A 17,681-nucleotide genomic window follows, 5' to 3' on the forward strand; every position below is an offset into this window, starting at 1 on the left:
CTAGATGCCCGGCAAATTGCCGCCGGGGCCACCCAGCTCGCGGTGGATGAAATCGAAGATCTCGGCGTCGGTGGCGTCGTCGAGGGTGTGCGAGGCCGGTTTCTCCTCGACGGGACCACGCTCGTCGCCCCACCGGGCCACGAACGCCTGGAGCTGCACCAGCAGCTTCTGGCGGGTCAGCCGGTCCGGCGCGTCGGCCGCGAAGACGCCGTCGAGCCGCTCCAGCTCGGCGAGCAGCGGGGCCGCCGCGGCGGCGCCGTCCTCGGCGAGCCGGTCGCGCAGGTGCCGGGCGAGCGCCGCCGGCGTCGGGTAGTCGAACACCACGGCGGCGGGCAGCTGGACGCCGGTGGCGGCGCGGAGCCGGTTGCGCAGCTCCACGGCCGTCATCGAGTCGAAGCCGACCTCGCGGAACGCCCGGTCGGGCTCCAGCCCCGCACCCCCGGTGTGGCCGAGTACGGCCGCCGCGAGGCCACCCACCAGGTCGACGAGGACGCCCTCCCGTTCGCCGGGGCTCAGCGGGCGCAGCCGCTCCCGCAGCGCGGCGGCCGCCTCGTCGTCCGCCGGCCGGTGGTCGTCGTCGGCGGGCATCGCCGCGCCCGCCTCGGGGACCCCGGTCAGCAGCGGGCACGGCCGCATCGACGCGAACGTCGGCACGAACCGGTCCCAGCGCACGTCGGCGACCACCAGTGCCGCCTCGCCCCGCAGCGCCTGCCCGAACGCCTCGACGGCCAGCTCCGGGGGCAGACCCGGCAGGCCCCGCCGGCGCAGCTGCGCCAGCTCGGCCGACTCGGGATCGTCGTGCCACGGGCCCCACGCCACGGCGGTGGCCGCCAGTCCGCCGTGCCGCCGGTTCGCCGCGAGCGCGTGCAGCAGCGCGTCACCGGCGGACTGGCCGGCCCGGCCGCCCGCGCCCCACACCCCCGTCGTGGAGGTGCACAGCACGAACGCGTCGAGCGGCCGGTGGGCCAGCTCGTCGGCGTACCTGGGGACGTCGCCGACGGTGGCGGCGAGGTCGGCGGCCAGGCCGGCGAGGGTCAGCTCGCCCAGCGGCACCGAGCCGGTCTCCGCCGGTACGTGCACGAGCGCGGTCACCGGCCGGCTCTCGGCGGCGAGCTGCTCCATCAGGTCGCCGAGCTTGCCCGTGGCCGGCTCGGTCAGCGGGAGCACCTCGGCGCCGTGGCGGCCCAGCCAGTCGGTGGTGTGCCGGGCGAGCGCCCCGGTCCCGCCGGTGAGCAGGACGGTGCCGTTCGGCTGGTAGCCGTCGCCCGTCGCCGGCCGCCCGGTGTCGCGGACCAGCCGCCGGGCGTGTACGCCGGCCTGCCGGACGGCAAGCTGGTCCTCCCCGTCGACGTTGACCAGCGCCGAGACCAGGGCCGCGTACGCCGCCTCGTCGTGGCCGGCCGGCAGGTCGACGACTCCGCCGACGTGCCGGGGGTGCTCCAGGGCGGCGACGAGCCCGAGGCCCCACGTGGTGGCCTGCGTCGGGTGCACGACCGGTTCGTCGTCCACGGCGACGGCGCCGGTGGTCGCCAGCCACAGCGGCACGGCCGGGCCGGAGCGACCGGTGTGCGCCTGCACGAGCAGCAGGTTCGCCGCCAGGCCGGTCGGCAGCGCGGTCTGCTCCGGGTGCGGCGCCTCGTCCAGCGCCAGCAGGGACAGCAGCGCCGTCGGCTGGTACGCGGCGGCGAGCCGGTCGAGGTCGGCGGCCAGGCCGTCGCGGGTGGCGGTGGCCGGGTCGACGGTCAGCAGGTGCACCGTCGCGGCGCCGGCCGTGAGGGCGGCGAGCACCCGGTCGGTGACCTGGTGCGGCGGGGCCACCACCAGCCACGTGCCGGGGTCGGCGCCGGTCAGCGCCCGGCGTTCCCAGGTGATCCGGTACCGCCAGCCGGCCAGGGTGCCGTCGAGGCGCTGGCGGCGCCGCCACGACTCCAGTTCCGGCAGCAGCTCGCGCAGCGGCTGGTCCGGGTCGAGGCCGAGGCGGCCCAGGTCGCCGTCGGTGACGGCCCGCCAGAACGCGTCGTCGACCGGGTCGGCGGTCGGCGCCGCGTCGAGGGTCGGCCAGTAGCGCTGCGGCCGGAACGCGTACGTCGGCAGCTCGGGCAGCCGGCGGGGGTCCGGACGGGGGCCGGCCAGCACGGCGAGCACCGCCGACCAGTCGACGTCGCGTCCGGTGCCGTGCACGACGGCCAGCGCGGAGAGCAGGGCGGTCGGCTCGTCGGCGCCGGCGCGCAGCGCCGCCACGGCCGTGCCGCCGTCGTCGTCGGGCAGCAGTCCGGCGGTCATGGCGGTCAGCACCGCCTGCGGGCCGAGTTCCAGGAAGGTGTCCACGCCCGCGTCGCGCAGCGCGGCGATTCCGTCGGCGTACCGGACGGCCTCCCGCACGTGGCGCACCCAGTAGTCGGGCGTCCGGATCTCGGCGGGCTCGGCGAGCCGCCCGGTCAGGTTCGACACGATCGGCAGCAGCGGCGCGGCGAACGTCAGCCCGTCGAGGACGGTCCGGAACTCGGCCAGCATCGGCTCCATCAGCGGGCTGTGGAACGCGTGGCTGACCCGCAGTCGCCGGGTGCGTACGCCGCGCTCCTGCCAGAGCCGCTCCAACCCGTCGAGGGCGTCGACGGCGCCGGCGAGCACCACGGCGGTGGGGCCGTTGACGGCGGCGACGCCGACCCGGTCGGTCAGCCCGGCGAGGGACTCGGCCACCGCCGCCTCGTCGGCGGCCACGGCGAGCATCCCTCCCCCGGCGGGCAGGGCCTGCATGAGCCGGCCCCGGGCGGCCACCAGCGTGGCGGCGTCCGCGAGGGACAACACCCCGGCGACGTGCGCGGCGGTGATCTCGCCGATCGAGTGCCCGGCGACGTGCCCGGGCACCACGCCGAACGACTCGACCAGCCGGAACAGGGCCACCTCCAGCGCGAACAGCCCCGCCTGGGTGAACACCGTCTCGTCGAGCAGCGTCGCCTCGGCGCTGCCGTCGGCCGCGAACAGCACCGGCTTCAGCGGCTGCGGCAGCTGGTGGTCCAGCGCCGCGCAGACCTCGTCGAGGGCCGCCGCGAACACGGGGAACGTGTCGTACAGCTGCCGGCCGGCGCCGGGGCGCTGGGCGCCCTGGCCGGAGAAGAGGACCGCGAGGCCGCCTCCGTGCCGTCGGGCGGTGACCAGCGCTGGGTGGTCCTCCCCGCCGGCCAGGGCCCGCAGGGCGGCCAGCCGGGTCGCCCGGTCGGCGGCGACCACGGTGGCCCGCCGGCCGAGGTGGGCCCGGCCGTCGGCGAGCGTCCAGGCGACCAGGTCGGCGGGGTCGTCACCGGTCGCGAGCCGGTCGGCCAGCCGGCCGGCCTGCGCGCGCAGCGCGGGCAGGTCGGCGGCGGAGACCGGCCACGGCAGGGCCACGGCGCGCTGGTCGCGTGGCGCTTCGCCGTGCCCGACGGTCGCTTCGGGCCCTTCCCCGTCGGCGGCGACCGGTGCCGGCTGCGGGGCCTCTTCGATGATCACGTGGGCGTTGGTGCCGCTGATCCCGAACGAGGAGACACCGGCCCGGCGCGGCCCGTCCGTGGTGGTCCACGGTCGTGCCTCGGTGAGCAGCGCCAGCGTGCCGGACGTCCAGTCGACGTGCGGGGTCGGCGCGTCCACGTGCAGGGTCGCGGGCAGCACCCCGTGTTGCAGGGCCAGCACCATCTTCATCAGGCTCGCCGCGCCCGCCGCCGCCTGGGTGTGGCCGATGTTCGACTTGACCGACCCGAGCCACAGCGGCCGGTCGGCGGGGCGCTCCCTGCCGTACGTGGCCAGCAGCGCCTGCGCCTCGATCGGGTCGCCGAGGGTGGTGCCGGTGCCGTGCGCCTCGACGACGTCCACGTCACCGGGGGTGAGGCCGGCGTTGTCCAGCGCCTGCCGGATGACCCGCTGCTGCGCGGGCCCGTTCGGCGCGGTGAGGCCGTTGCTCGCGCCGTCCTGGTTGACGGCGCTGCCCCGTACGACGGCGAGGATCCGGTTGCCGTCGCGCTGGGCGTCGGAGAGCCGCTGGAGCAGCAGGACGCCGACGCCCTCGCCCCAGCCGGTGCCGTCGGCGGCCTCGGCGAACGCCTTGACCCGCCCGTCGGCGGCGAGGCCGCGCTGCCGGGAGAACTCCAGGAACGCGCCCGGGGTCGACATCACCGTGACGCCGCCGGCCAGTGCGAGGTCGCACTCGCCGCTGCGCAGCGCCTGTGCGGCCAGGTGCAGCGCGACCAACGACGACGAGCAGGCCGTGTCGACGGTGACCGCGGGGCCGTGCAGCCCGAACGAGTACGCCAGGCGGCCGGAGACCACCGACGCCCCGTTGCCGGTCGCCTGGTAGCCCTCCACCTGGGACCGGGCGCCCAGCAGCAGCGTGGCGTAGTCCTGCCCGTTGGTGCCCATGAAGACGCCGGTGGCGGAGCCGCGTACCCGGTGCGGGTCGATGCCGGCTCGTTCGAAGACCTCCCAGGTGGTGTGCAGCAGCAGCCGCTGCTGCGGATCCATGGCGAGGGCCTCGCGCGGGTTGATGCCGAAGAACGCGGCGTCGAAGCCGGCCACGTCGTGCAGGAAGCCGCCGCTGCGGGTGTAGCTGGTGCCGACCCGCTCCGGGTCGCTGTCGAACAGTGCGTCCAGGTCCCAGCCCCGGTCGGTGGGCATCGGCGTCACGGCGTCCACGCCGTCGGCCAGCAGCCGCCACAGTTCCTGCGGCGAGGACACCCCGCCGGGGAAGCGGCAGGCCATGGAGACGATCGCGATCGGCTCGTCCGCCGGCGGCCGGGCCGAGGTCGTGCCGCCGGTGACCGGTCCGCCGTCCGCGCCGATGACGATTTCGGTACGCAGGAAGCGGGCCAGTTCCGCCGCCGACGGGTGGTCGAAGACCACCGTCGACGGCAGGGTCAGGCCGGTGACCCGGCCCAGCCGGTCGCGCAGCTGCACGGCGGCGAGGGAGTCGAAGCCCAGCTCCCGGAACGCCCGGCCGGCCGGCACCTGGTCGGTGGTGGGGTGGCCGAGGACGGCCGCCGCCTCCGCGCGGACGAGGTCGACCAGCAGCGCCTCCTGGCCGGTCGCCGGCAGCGTGGCGAGCCTGGCCCGCAGCCCGTCGGTGGCGGCGGCGCTCTCCGGCCGCTCCGGCTCCTCGGCGACGGCGGGGGCGACCCGGTCGAAGAGGTGGCTCGGCCGCGCGGCGGTGAACGCCGTGACGAACCGGGACCAGTCGACGTCCACGATCACCGGCGCCGCCTCGGGGGCGTTCACCCAGCGGCCGAGCGCCGCGACGGCGGCGTCGGGCGCGAGCGGGCTGAACCCGCGGCGGCGCAGGCCGTCGGCCGTCTCGCCGGAGGCCATGCCGTCCTCCGCCCACGGGCCGTAGGCCAGGGCGGTGGCGGGCAGGCCGGCCGCCCGGCGGGCGGCGACGAGCGCGTCGAGCAGGGCGTTGCCGGCCGCGTAGCCGGCCTGCCCGCCGCCGCCCCAGACGCCGGCGACGGAGGAGAAGACCACGAACGCGTCGAGGTCCCGGCCCCGGCAGGCGGCGTCGAGGTGCACGGCGCCGAGCACCTTGCCGGCCAGGGTCTCCGACAGCTCGCCGTCGGTCACCTCGTACGCCGGGGTGGTGCCGCCGGACGCCCCGGCGGTGTGCACGACGGCGGTCAGCTCCGGCAGGTCCGCCACGAGGGCATCGATCGCGGCCCGGTCGGTGACGTCGCACGCCACCACCCGCACCGCACCCAGCTCGGCCACCAGCTCGGCCGCGCCCGGCGCGGCCGGACCCCGCCGCGAGGCGAGCACCACCTCACCGGCCCCGTTGGCCAGCAACCAGCGCGCCACGTGCCGACCGAGGGCACCCGTACCGCCGGTCACCAGGACCGTCCCGGCGGGCCGCCAGCCCGCGCCGGCGGGCGGCGCGGCCGGCACCAGCCGCCGGCCGAAGAGGCCGTTGCGGCGGACGGCCACCTGGTCCAGGGTGCCGTCGGCGAGGACGGCGACGAGCCCGGCGCGGGCGCCGCGGTCGGCGCGGTCGGGCAGGTCGATCAGGCCGCCCCAGCGGTCGGGCTGTTCGAGGGCGACGACCCGGCCCAGGCCCCAGGCCAGGGCCGCCCAGACGTCGCCGGCCCGTTCCCCGGCCGTGACCGGCATCGCGGTCCGGCTGAGCGCCCACACCCGTCCCGGCAGGCCGGTGTCGGTGAGCGCGCGGGTGAGGGTGAGCAGGGCGGCCGCGCCGGCGGGCACCGCCGGGGTGTCGGCCAGGGGCCGGTCCTGGCGGGGCAGTACGCAGAGCACCCCGGCCCAGCCGTCCCCGCTGATCCGGCCCAGTCGCTCGCTCAGTTCGGCGCGGGCGAGGGTGGACGACACGGTGAGCGTGTCCACCCGGGCGCCCGCCTGGCTGAGGGTCTTCGCGACGCCCGCGTCGGCGCCGCTGTCGACGGTGACGACCAGCCACCGCCCGGACAACCGGGTCGCCGGGGCCGGCCGCACCGGCTCCCACCCGACCCGGTACGACCACCCGTCGAGGGCGGTGTCCCGCGACCGGTGCTGACGCCAGCGCGCCAGGAGCGGCAGGGCCGGGGCGAGCGCGTCCAGGTCCTCGGTGTCGTCGCCGAGTTCGGCGGCGAGGGCGGCCAGGTCGCCACGCTCGACGGCGGCCCAGAACTCGGCGTCGCCGCCCTCCGGGGCGGCCTGCTTCGCGGGCGTGCCCTCCGGCCAGTAGCGCTGGTGCTGGAAGGCGTACGTGGGCAGGTCGACGCGGCGCGCGCCGGTGTCGGCGAACCACTGCCGCCAGGTCACCGGCACGCCGTGCACGTGCAGCTCCGCGAGGGCGTGCAGCAGCGCCTGCGTCTCCGGCCGGTCCCGGCGCTGCACGGCCACGGCCAGCACGGCGTCGTCGTCGGGCAGCACGTCGGCGGCCATCGCGGTCAGGACGCTCTGCGGCCCGATCTCCAGGAACGTGTCCACCCCGGCGGCCTTCAGGGCGGTCACCCCGTCGGCGTACCGGACCGCCTCACGCACGTGCCGCACCCAGTAGTCAGCCGTGCGGATCTCGTCGGCATCGGCCAGCGCACCCGTCACGTTCGACACCACCGGCAGCAACGGCGCTTCAAAGTTCAGCCCGGACAGGACCGCGCGGAACTCGGCCAGCATCGGCTCCATCAACGGGCTGTGGAAGGCGTGGCTGACCGTGAGGCGGCGCGTGCGCACGCCACGGTCGCGCCAGACGCGCTCCACCTCGTCGAGCGCGTCGACCGCACCCGACACCACCACTGCGGCCGGGCCGTTGACGGCGGCGATGCCGACGCGGTCGGTCAGCCCGGCGAGCGACTCCGCCACCGCAGTCTCGTCGGCGGCCACCGCCAACATCCCGCCACCGGCCGGCAGGGCCTGCATCAACCGGCCCCGCGCGGCCACGAGCTGACACGCGTCGGCCAGGGACAGCACGCCCGCGACATGTGCGGCGGTCACCTCGCCGATCGAGTGACCGGCCAGCATGTCCGGCACGATGCCGAACGACTCCACCAGACGGAACAGCGCCACCTCGACCGCGAACAACCCGGCCTGCGTGAACACCGTCTGATCCAGCAACTCCGCCTCGGCACTGCCCGCCTCCGCGAACAGCACCTCCCGCAGCGGACGCGGCAGCAGCGGGTCGAGCTGCGCACACACCTCGTCCAGCGCGGCGGCGAACACCGGGAACTCCGCCGACAACTCCCGGCCCATGCCGGCGCGCTGCGCACCCTGACCCGAGAACAGCAGCGCGAGCTGGCCGCGTACGGCGGTGGTGCCGGTCACGACGGCCCCGGAGGGCTCGCCCGCATCGAGGGCCCGCAGCGCGGCGAGCAGGTCGTCCCGGTCGGCCACCACGGCGACGGCGCGCTGCTCCAGCGCGGGTCGGGTGGCGACGGAGGACCAGGCCACGTCCAGCGGACGCGGGGCCTCCTCGGCGGCGAGCCAGCGCGCCCACCGGCCGGCCTGGCCGGCCAGGGCCGCGTCGGAGCGCGCCGACAGCAGCACCGGCACCAGCGGCGGTACGTCCCGGGCGACGATCTCGCCCTCGATCGTCTCGGCGGGCGGCTGCTCGATGATCACGTGCGCGTTGGTGCCGGAGATCCCGAACGACGACACCGCCGCCCGACGCGGCCGGTCCACCGCCGGCCACGGGGTCGCCTCGGTGGCGAGGGCGACCGCCCCCGCCGACCAGTCGACGTGCGGCGACGGCTCATCCACGTGCAGGGTCGACGGCACCACACCGTGCCGCATCGCCATGACCATCTTGATCACACCAGCCACACCCGCGGCGGCCTGCGTGTGACCGATGTTCGACTTCACCGACCCCAACAACAACGGCCGATCCTGCGGACGCTCCTGCCCGTACGTCGCCAGCAGGGCCTGCGCCTCGATCGGATCACCCAGCGTCGTGCCGGTCCCGTGTGCCTCGACCGCGTCCACGTCGGCGGCGGTGAGACGCGCGTTCGCCAGAGCCTGGCGGATCACCCGCTGCTGCGACGGACCGTTCGGCGCCGTCAGACCGTTCGACGCGCCGTCCTGGTTCACCGCCGTGCCGCGCACCACGGCGTAGATCTTGCGGCCCTCGCGCTGGGCGTCGGAGAGGCGCTGCACCAGCAGCACCCCGACGCCCTCCGACCAGCCCGTGCCGTCGGCCGAGGCGGCAAACGACTTGCAGCGACCGTCCTGCGACAACCCGCGCTGCCGCGAGAACTCGATGAACGTCCCCGGCGTCGCCATCACCGTCACACCACCGGCCAACGCCAGATCGCACTCACCCGACCGCAACGCCTGCACCGCCAGGTGCAACGCCACCAGCGACGACGAGCACGCCGTGTCGACGGTCACCGCCGGGCCCTCGAGGCCGAACGTGTAGGCGACCCGGCCGGACAGGACGCTGCCGGAGGTCCCGGTGCCGACGTAGCCCTCCACCTCGGTCGGCAGGTCCATGAGGCGGGAGGCGTAGTCGTGGTACATCACACCGGCGAAGACACCCGTCCGGCTGCCCCGCAACCGCTGCGGGTCCAGCCCCGCCGACTCGAACGACTCCCACGACGCCTCCAGCAGCAACCGCTGCTGCGGGTCCATGGCCAGGGCCTCACGCGGCGAGATACCGAAGAAGCCCGGGTCGAACTCCGCCGCCCCGTACAGGAAACCACCGTGGCGCGTGTACGACGTGCCGCTGCGGTCCGGGTCGGGGTCGAACAGCGACTCCAGGTCCCAGCCCCGGTCCGCCGGGAACTCGGAGATCCCGTCCCCACCGCCGGCCAGCAACTCCCACAGTTCGTCAGGCGATTCCACCCCGCCCGGGTAGCGGCAGGCCATGCCCACGATGGCGATCGGCTCGTCGGTGCCGACGATGGCACCGGCGACCGGGCCGGCGGCCGAGGCGCGAACGCCGGCCAGCTCCGACCACAGGTGCTCGGCGAGCACGGCCGGGGTCGGGTAGTCGAACACCAGCGTCGAGGCCAGCCGCAGCCCGGTGGCCGCGTTCAACCGGTTACGCAGGTCCACCGCCGTCAGCGAGTCGAAGCCCAACTCCCGGAACGCCCGGTCCGCCGGCACCGACTCCATGCCACCGTGCCCCAACACCTGCGCCACCAGGCCACGCACCAGCACGTCGACCTGGGCGCGGCCCTCGTCCTCGGTCAGCCCGGCGAGCCGCTCGGCCCAGCCGCCACCGCCCTGCCCCGCCTGGCGGCGGGTGCCGGTCACGCCGATCAGGGTGCGCAGTACGGCCGGCACGGGGCCGCCGGAGGTCGCCGCCCGCAGCGCGGGCACGTCGATCACGGCCGGTACGAGGGTCGGCCGGTCGGCGCCCAGGGCGGCGTCGAACAGCTCCAGCCCGACCTCGGCGCTCATCGGCGCCAGGCCCGCCCGCGCCGAACGCGCCCGGTCCGCCTCCTCGATCGACGCGGCCATGCCGGCGGTGTCCCACATGCCCCACGCCAGGCTGACCGCCGGCAACCCGAGCTGCCGCCGGTACACCGCCAACCCGTCCAGGAACGCGTTACCCGCCGCGTACGCCGACTGACCCGGCGAACCCAGCACCCCCGCCACCGACGAGAACACCACGAACAAGTCCAGGTCCAGCGACGCCGTCGCCTCGTGCAACAGCCAACCCGCCGACACCTTCGGCGCCAACACCCCCGCCAGACGCTCCGCCGTCAGCCCCTCCACGACACCGTCGTCCAGGACACCGGCGGTATGCACCACACCCGCCAACCGGCCCTCGGCGCCGATCTCGGCGACCAGCCCGAACACCTGGTCCCGGTCCGTCACGTCACAGGCCACCACCCGCACCGACGCACCCAGCCCGGTCAGCCGCTCCGACAACTCACCCGCACCCGCAGCCCTGAGGCCACGCCGCGACACCAGCACCAGAGACCGCACGCCATGCACCGACACCAGGTGCTCCGCCACCAACGCACCCAACGCACCCGTACCACCGGTCACCAGCACCGCACCGTCACCCACGACCGGCGCCTCCGCCGCCGTGATGCCGGCCCGGACCAGGCGCGGCGAGTACACCGCCCCCTCGCGGACGGCCAACTGGCCGCCGGTCGCGGTCGGTTCCCGCAGGACGCCGTCCAGCAGGGCCACCAGCGCGGCATCCAGGTCGCCGTCGACGTCCGCGAGGACGATGCGCCCCGGATGCTCCGACTGCGCCGAGCGCAGCAGGCCCCACACCGCCGCGCCCGCCAGGTCGGCCACCCGGTCGTCGGCACCGACAGAGACCGCGCCCCGGGTCACCACCACGAGCCGCGACTCCGCCAGCGCGTCAGCCGCCAGCCAGGACTGCACCGTCGCCAGCACGTCCGACGTCGCCGCCCCGACCGACTCCGGCGTCGCCGAGCCGGGCGTGGGGAACACCGGCAGCAGCAGCGTCCGGGGGACGGACTCCTCCCCCCTGACCGTCGCCACATCGGGGTACGTGGGCACTCCGAGGGGTGCCGGCAGCTCCTGGCCGCCGGTCACCAGCGCCCATCCGGAAAGCTCCCCGGCGGAGGCGGCCTCCACCGCCGGCCACCGCAACTCGAACAGCGACCGCGACGCCACGCCCGGCGCGGCCACGCCGGTCAGCTCCCGCAGCACGAGGGAGTCCACCGACACCACCGGCGCGCCCGACTCGTCGTACGCCACCAGCCGCAGCCCCGAACCGTTGCGGCTCAGGCGCACCCGCAGCAGGGCCGCCCCGGAGGCGTACACCTGCACGCCCTCGAACGCGAACGGCACCCGTGGGCCGCCCGACTCCTCGCCACCGAGCAGCAGCCCGATCGGGTGCAGGGCGGCGTCCAGCAGCGCCGGGTGCACGCCGAACCCGGCGGCCTCCGTCGCGGCGTCGCCCGACAGGACCACCTCGGCGTACGCCTCGTCGCCGCCGGTCCAGGCACGCCGGAGCCCCTGGAAGATCGGCCCGTACGTCAGGCCGTGCTCCGCCAGCGTCGCGTACCACCCGGCGAGGTCCACCTTGGACGTCCCGGCGGGGGGCCAGGTGATCGTGTCGGGCTCGTCGGCCGTGGACGACTCCAGCACGCCCTCCGCGTGGCGGGTCCAGCCGGCCTCGGGGTCGTCGTCGGGGCGGGAGTAGACGGCGACCGCGCGGTACGCGGAGTCGCCGGCTGCGTCCACCCGTACCTGGATCCGCACGCCCCCGGCTTCGGGGAGCAGCAGCGGCGCGGCCATGGTCAGCTCCCGCAGCCGGGAGAGGCCCACCTCGTCGCCAGCCCGCACGGCCAGCTCCACCAGGGCGGTACCCGGCACCAGCGTCAGCCCGGAGACCGTGTGGTCGGCCAGCCACGGGTGCGTGGCCAGGGACAACCGGCCCGTCAGCACGAACTCGTCGTCGCCGGCCAGATCCACCGTCGCGCCGAGCAGCGGGTGCCCGGTGCGGCCAAGCCCGGCCCCGGACACGTCGCCCGTACGCGTCCGGTTGGCGGCGGGCCAGTAGCGCTGGTGCTGGAAGGCGTACGTGGGCAGGTCCACCCGCCGCGCGCCGGAGTCGGCGAACCACTGCCGCCAGCTCACCGGAACCCCGTGCACGTGCAGCTCGGCCAGGGCGTGCAGCAGCGCCTGCGCCTCCGCCCGGTCCCGCCGCTGCACGGCGACGGCCAGCACGGCGTCGTCGTCGGGCAGCACGTCGGCGGCCATCGCGGTCAGCACGCTCTGCGGCCCGACCTCCAGGAACGTGTCCACCCCGGCGGACCGCAGGGCGGTCACCCCATCGGCAAAACGCACGGCCTCACGCACGTGCCGCACCCAGTAGTCGGCCGTACGGATCTCGTCGCCGGCCAGCGCCCCCGTCACGTTCGACACGACCGGCAGCAACGGCGCGGAGAACGTCAACCCCTCCAGGACCGCCCGGAACTCGTCGAGCATCGGCTCCATCAACGGGCTGTGGAAGGCGTGGCTGACCGTCAGCCGGCGCATACGCACGCCCCGGTCGCGCCAGACCCGCTCCACCTCGTCAAGGGCCTCGACCGCACCGGACACCACCACTGCGGCGGGGCCGTTGACCGCGGCGATGCCGACGCGATCGGTCAGCCCAGCGAGCGACTCCGCCACCGCAGCCTCGTCAGCGGCCACGGCCAGCATGCCGCCGCCGGCCGGCAGCGCCTGCATCAACCGGCCCCGCGCCGCCACCAGCGCACACGCATCCGGCAGGGACAGCACCCCCGCCACATGCGCCGCCGTCACCTCGCCGATCGAATGACCGGCCAGCATGTCCGGCACGACCCCGAACGACTCCACCAGACGGAACAACGCCACCTCGACCGCGAACAACCCGGCCTGCGTGAACACCGTCTGATCCAGCAACTCCGCCTCGGCACTGCCCGCCTCCGCGAACAGCACCTCCCGCAACGCACGCGGCAACAGCGCATCGAGCTGCGCACACACCTCGTCCAGCGCCGCCGCGAAGACCGGGAACCCGGCGTACAAGTCCCGACCCATGCCGGCGCGCTGCGCACCCTGACCCGAGAACAGCAGCGCAAGCTGGCCCCGCTGGGTCGTGGCGCCGGAGACGACCGTACCGGTGGGGTCGTCGTCTGCGAGGGCGGTCAGCGCCGTGACCAGGTCGTCCCGCTCGGCGGCGGTGACCACCGCCCGGTGCTCCAGCGCGGGCCGGGTGGTGACCGAGGACCAGGCCACGTCCAACGGACGCGGGGCCCCGTCGACGCTCAGCCAGCGCGCCCAGCGGCCCGCCTGCGCGGCCAGCGCCGCGGCGTCGCGGGCCGACAGCAGCACCGGCACGACCGGCGGTACGTCCCAGGCGACGATCTCACCCTCGATCGTCTCGGCGGGCGGCTGCTCGATGATCACGTGCGCGTTCGTGCCGGAGATACCGAACGACGACACCGCCGCCCGACGCGGCCGGTCCACGGCCGGCCACGGGGTGGGCTCGGTCGCGAGTGCCACCGCCCCGGCCGTCCAGTCCACGTGCGGCGACGCCTCGTCCACATGCAGGGTCGCCGGCACCAGACCGTGGCGCATCGCCATGACCATCTTGATCACACCAGCCACACCGGCAGCCGCCTGCGTGTGCCCGATGTTCGACTTCACCGACCCCAACAGCAACGGCCGATCGACGGGGCGCTCCTGCCCATACGTCGCCAGCAGAGCCTGCGCCTCGATCGGGTCACCCAGCGTCGTGCCGGTCCCGTGTGCCTCGACCGCGTCCACGTCGGCCGGGGTCAGGCGCGCGTTCGCGAGGGCCTGGTGGATGACCCGCTGCTGCGACGGACCGTTCGGGGCGGTCAGGCCGTTCGACGCGCCGTCCTGGTTGACGGCCGTGCCCCGCACGACCGCGAGCACGCGGTGCCCGTTGCGCTGCGCGTCCGACAGCCGCTCCACGAGGAGCACGCCGACGCCCTCGGACCAGCCGGTCCCGTCGGCCGACGCCGCGAACGACTTGCACCGACCATCCTGCGACAGACCGCGCTGCCGCGAGAACTCGATGAACGTGCCCGGCGTCGCCATGACGGTCACGCCACCGGCCAGCGCCAGATCGCACTCACCGGACCGCAGCGCCTGCGCCGCCAGGTGCAGCGCCACGAGGCTGGACGAGCACGCCGTGTCGACGGTCACCGCCGGGCCTTCGAGGCCGAACGTGTACGCTACGCGACCCGACAGCACGCTGCCCGACGTGCCGGTGCCGACGAAGCCCTCGGCGTCCGGCGGCAGGTCCATGAGGCGGGAGGCGTAGTCGTGGTACATGACGCCGGCGAAGACACCCGTCCGGCTGCCCCGCAACCGCTGCGGATCCAGCCCCGCCGACTCGAACGACTCCCACGACGCCTCCAGCAGCAACCGCTGCTGCGGATCCATCGCCAGGGCCTCACGCGGCGAGATCCCGAAGAAGCCCGGGTCGAACTCCGCCGCCCCGTACAGGAAACCACCGTGCCGCGTGTACGACGTACCGCTGTGCTCCGGGTCGGGGTCGAACAGGCTCTCCAGGTCCCAGCCGCGGTCGGTGGGGAACTCGGAGATCCCGTCCCCGCCGCCGGCCAGCAACTCCCACAGCTGGTCCGGGCTCTCGACGCCGCCCGGGTAGCGGCAGGCCATGCCGACGATGGCGATCGGCTCGTCGGTGTTGGCGGTGCGCACCGCCGTCTGGCGGGCGGCGATCTGCCCGGAGACCTGCTCGTAGAGGTGGTCGACGAGCACGGCCGGGGTCGGGTAGTCGAAGACCAGCGTCGAGGCCAGCCGCAGCCCCGTGGCCGCGTTCAACCGGTTACGCAGATCCACCGCCGTCAGCGAGTCGAAGCCCAACTCCCGGAACGCCCGATCCGCCGGCACCGACTCCACGCCACCGTGCCCCAGCACCTGAGCCACCAGACCACGCACCAGCACGTCGATCTGGGCGCGCGCCTCGTCGGGCGCCAGGCCCGCGAGCTGGTTGGCCCAGTCGCCGCCCCGCGCGGCCCGTCGCCGGGACGCCGTCGACCCGATCAGGGTACGCAGCACGGCCGGCACCGGGCCGGCGCCGAGCGCTGCGCGCATCGCCGGTACGTCGATCACGGCCGGCACCAGGGTCGGCCGGTCGGCGGCCAGGGCGGCGTCGAACAACTCCAGCCCGGTCTCGGCGCTCATCGGCGCCAGGCCCGCCCGCGCCGAACGCGCCCGGTCCGCCTCCTCGATCGACGCCGCCATACCAGCGGTGTCCCACATGCCCCAGGCGAGGCTGACGGCCGGCAGTCCGAGCTGCCGCCGGTACACCGCCAGGGCGTCCAGGAACGCGTTACCCGCCGCGTACGCCGACTGACCCGGCGAACCCAACACCCCCGCCACCGACGAGAACACCACGAACAGATCCAGATCAAGGCCCGCCGTCGCCTCGTGCAACAGCCAACCCGCCGACACCTTCGGCGCCAACACCCCCGCCAGACGCTCCGCCGTCAGCCCCTCCACGACACCGTCGTCCAGGACACCGGCGGTATGCACCACACCCGCCAACCGGCCCCCGGCAGCGACCTCGCCAACCAACCCGAACACCTGGTCCCGGTCCGTCACGTCACAGGCCACCACCCGCACCGACGCACCCAGCGCCGACAGCCGCCCGGCCAGCTCGCCGGCACCCGCAGCCTCCGGACCACGCCGCGACACCAGCACGAGGGAGCGCACGCCGTGCACCGACACCAGGTGCTCCGCCACCAGCGCGCCCAGCGCGCCCGTACCGCCGGTCACCAGCACCGCACCGTCACCCACGACCGGCGCCTGCCCCGACGGGGCGACCGCGCGCACCAGACGCGGCACGAACACCTCACCCGAGCGCACCGCGACCTGACCACCGTGAGTGGACGGCTCGTCGGCCGCCGCCAGGACGGCGATCGTCGCGGCATCCACGTCGCCGGTCACGTCCGCCAGGACGATCCGGCCCGGATGCTCCGACTGCGCCGAGCGCAGCAGGCCCCACACCGCCGCGCCCGCCAGGTCGGTCACCCGGTCGTCGGCACCGGCCGAGACCGCGCCCCGGGTCACCACCACGAGCCGCGACTCCGCCAGCGCGTCCGCCGCCAGCCAGGACTGCACCGTCGCCAGCACGGCCGTGGTCGCCGCGCGTACCGCGTCGGGGACGGCGGTCTGCGGCGCGTCGAGCGGCAGCAGCAGCCCCTTCGGCGCGACCGCCCGGCCGGCGTCGACCGCCGCGACGAGCGCCTCGACGTCGCCGTACGCCGGCAAGTCCACGCCGACCGGCGAGCCCACCAGCGCCCACCCGGAGACGTCCCCGGCCGGGCTGACCTCCTGTGCCTGCCAGGCGACCTCGAACAGCGACCGGGCCGCCGCACCCGCCGCCGCCACGCCGGTCAGCTCCCGCAGGACCAGGGAGTCCACCGACACCACGGCCGCACCCGACTCGTCGCACGCGACCAGCCGCACCGCAGAACCCGTACGCGACAACCGCACCCGCAACACCCGCGCACCCGAGGCGTACACCTGCACACCCTCGAACACGAACGGCACCCGCGGCCCACCCGAACCCTCCGCACCGGCCAACAACCCGATCGGATGCAGAGCGGCGTCCAGCAGCGCCGGATGTACCCCGAAGCGGGCCGCCTCCGTCGCCGCCTCGTCCGGCAGGGACACCTCGGCGTACACGTCCTCGTCGGCGGTCCACACCCGGCGCAGCCCCTGGAACACCGGCCCGTACGACAGGCCGTGTTCGGCCAGCGTCGGGTACCAGTCCGTGACGTCCACCTCGGACGCGCCAGCCGGCGGCCACTCCCCCACGCCCGGCTCGTCGGCCGACGCCGGTTCCAGCACGCCCTCGGCGTGCTGGACCCACTCGGCCTCCGGGTCGCCCTCGGACTGCGAGTGCACGGCCACGACCCGGGTGCCCGCCTCGTCGGCGGCGCCCACGCGCACCTGCACCCGCACCGCACCCGCCGACGGCAGCACCAGCGGCGCGGCCACGGTCAACTCCCGCACCCGCGACGCGCCCACCTCGTCGCCCGCCCGCACCGCCAACTCCACCAGGGCGGCACCGGGCACGATGACCGCGCCGGAGACGACGTGGTCGGCGAGCCACGCGTGGGTGGTGAGCGACAGTCGGCCGGTCAGCACGACCATGTCGGCGCCGGCCACGGTGACCGCCGCGCCGAGCAGCGGGTGCCCGGCCACGCCGAGGCCCGCGCCGGAGACGTCGGCGGTACGCGCCTGGCCCGCGCCGAGCCAGTACCGCTGGTGCTGGAAGGCGTACGTCGGCAGGTCGACCCGGGTGGCGCCGGTGTCGGTGAACCACTGCGTCCAGGTCACCGGCACGCCGTGCACGTGCAGCTCGGCGAGGGCGTGCAGCAGCGCCTGCGGGGCGGGGCGGTCCCTGCGCTGGACGGCCACCGCGAGCGCGTCGTCGGCGAGCAGGTCGGCGTTCATCGCGGTCAGGACGCTCTGCGGCCCGATCTCCAGGAACGCGTCGACGCCCGCCTCGCGGAGGGCGGTGATCCCGTCGGCGTACCGGACCGCCTCACGCACGTGCCGCACCCAGTAGTCGGCCGTGCGGATCTCGTCGGCATCGGCCAGCGCACCCGTCACGTTCGACACCACCGGCAGCAACGGCGCGGCGAACGTCAACCCGTCCAGGACCGCACGGAACTCGGCCAGCATCGGCTCCATCAGAGGGCTGTGGAACGCGTGGCTCACCGTGAGCCGACGGGTACGGACACCCCGGTCCCGCCAGACCCGCTCCACCTCGTCCAGCG

The 17,681-nt window shown here is 75.6% G+C and carries 1 protein-coding gene (only partly in view); it reads right to left on the reverse strand.

Annotation, left to right across the window (positions count from 1 at the left end):
* Positions 1-17,681, reverse strand: partial view of a type I polyketide synthase gene (locus GA0070610_RS16035; RefSeq protein ID WP_089003540.1) — the 3' portion only. Its footprint extends 12,154 nt past the window's final position; only the last 17,681 of its 29,835 coding nucleotides appear in the window; the start codon falls outside the window, past its right edge — the gene reads right to left on this strand; its stop codon occupies positions 1-3.

The sequence above is a fragment of the Micromonospora echinofusca genome (assembly GCF_900091445.1).
Lineage (GTDB): Bacteria > Actinomycetota > Actinomycetes > Mycobacteriales > Micromonosporaceae > Micromonospora > Micromonospora echinofusca.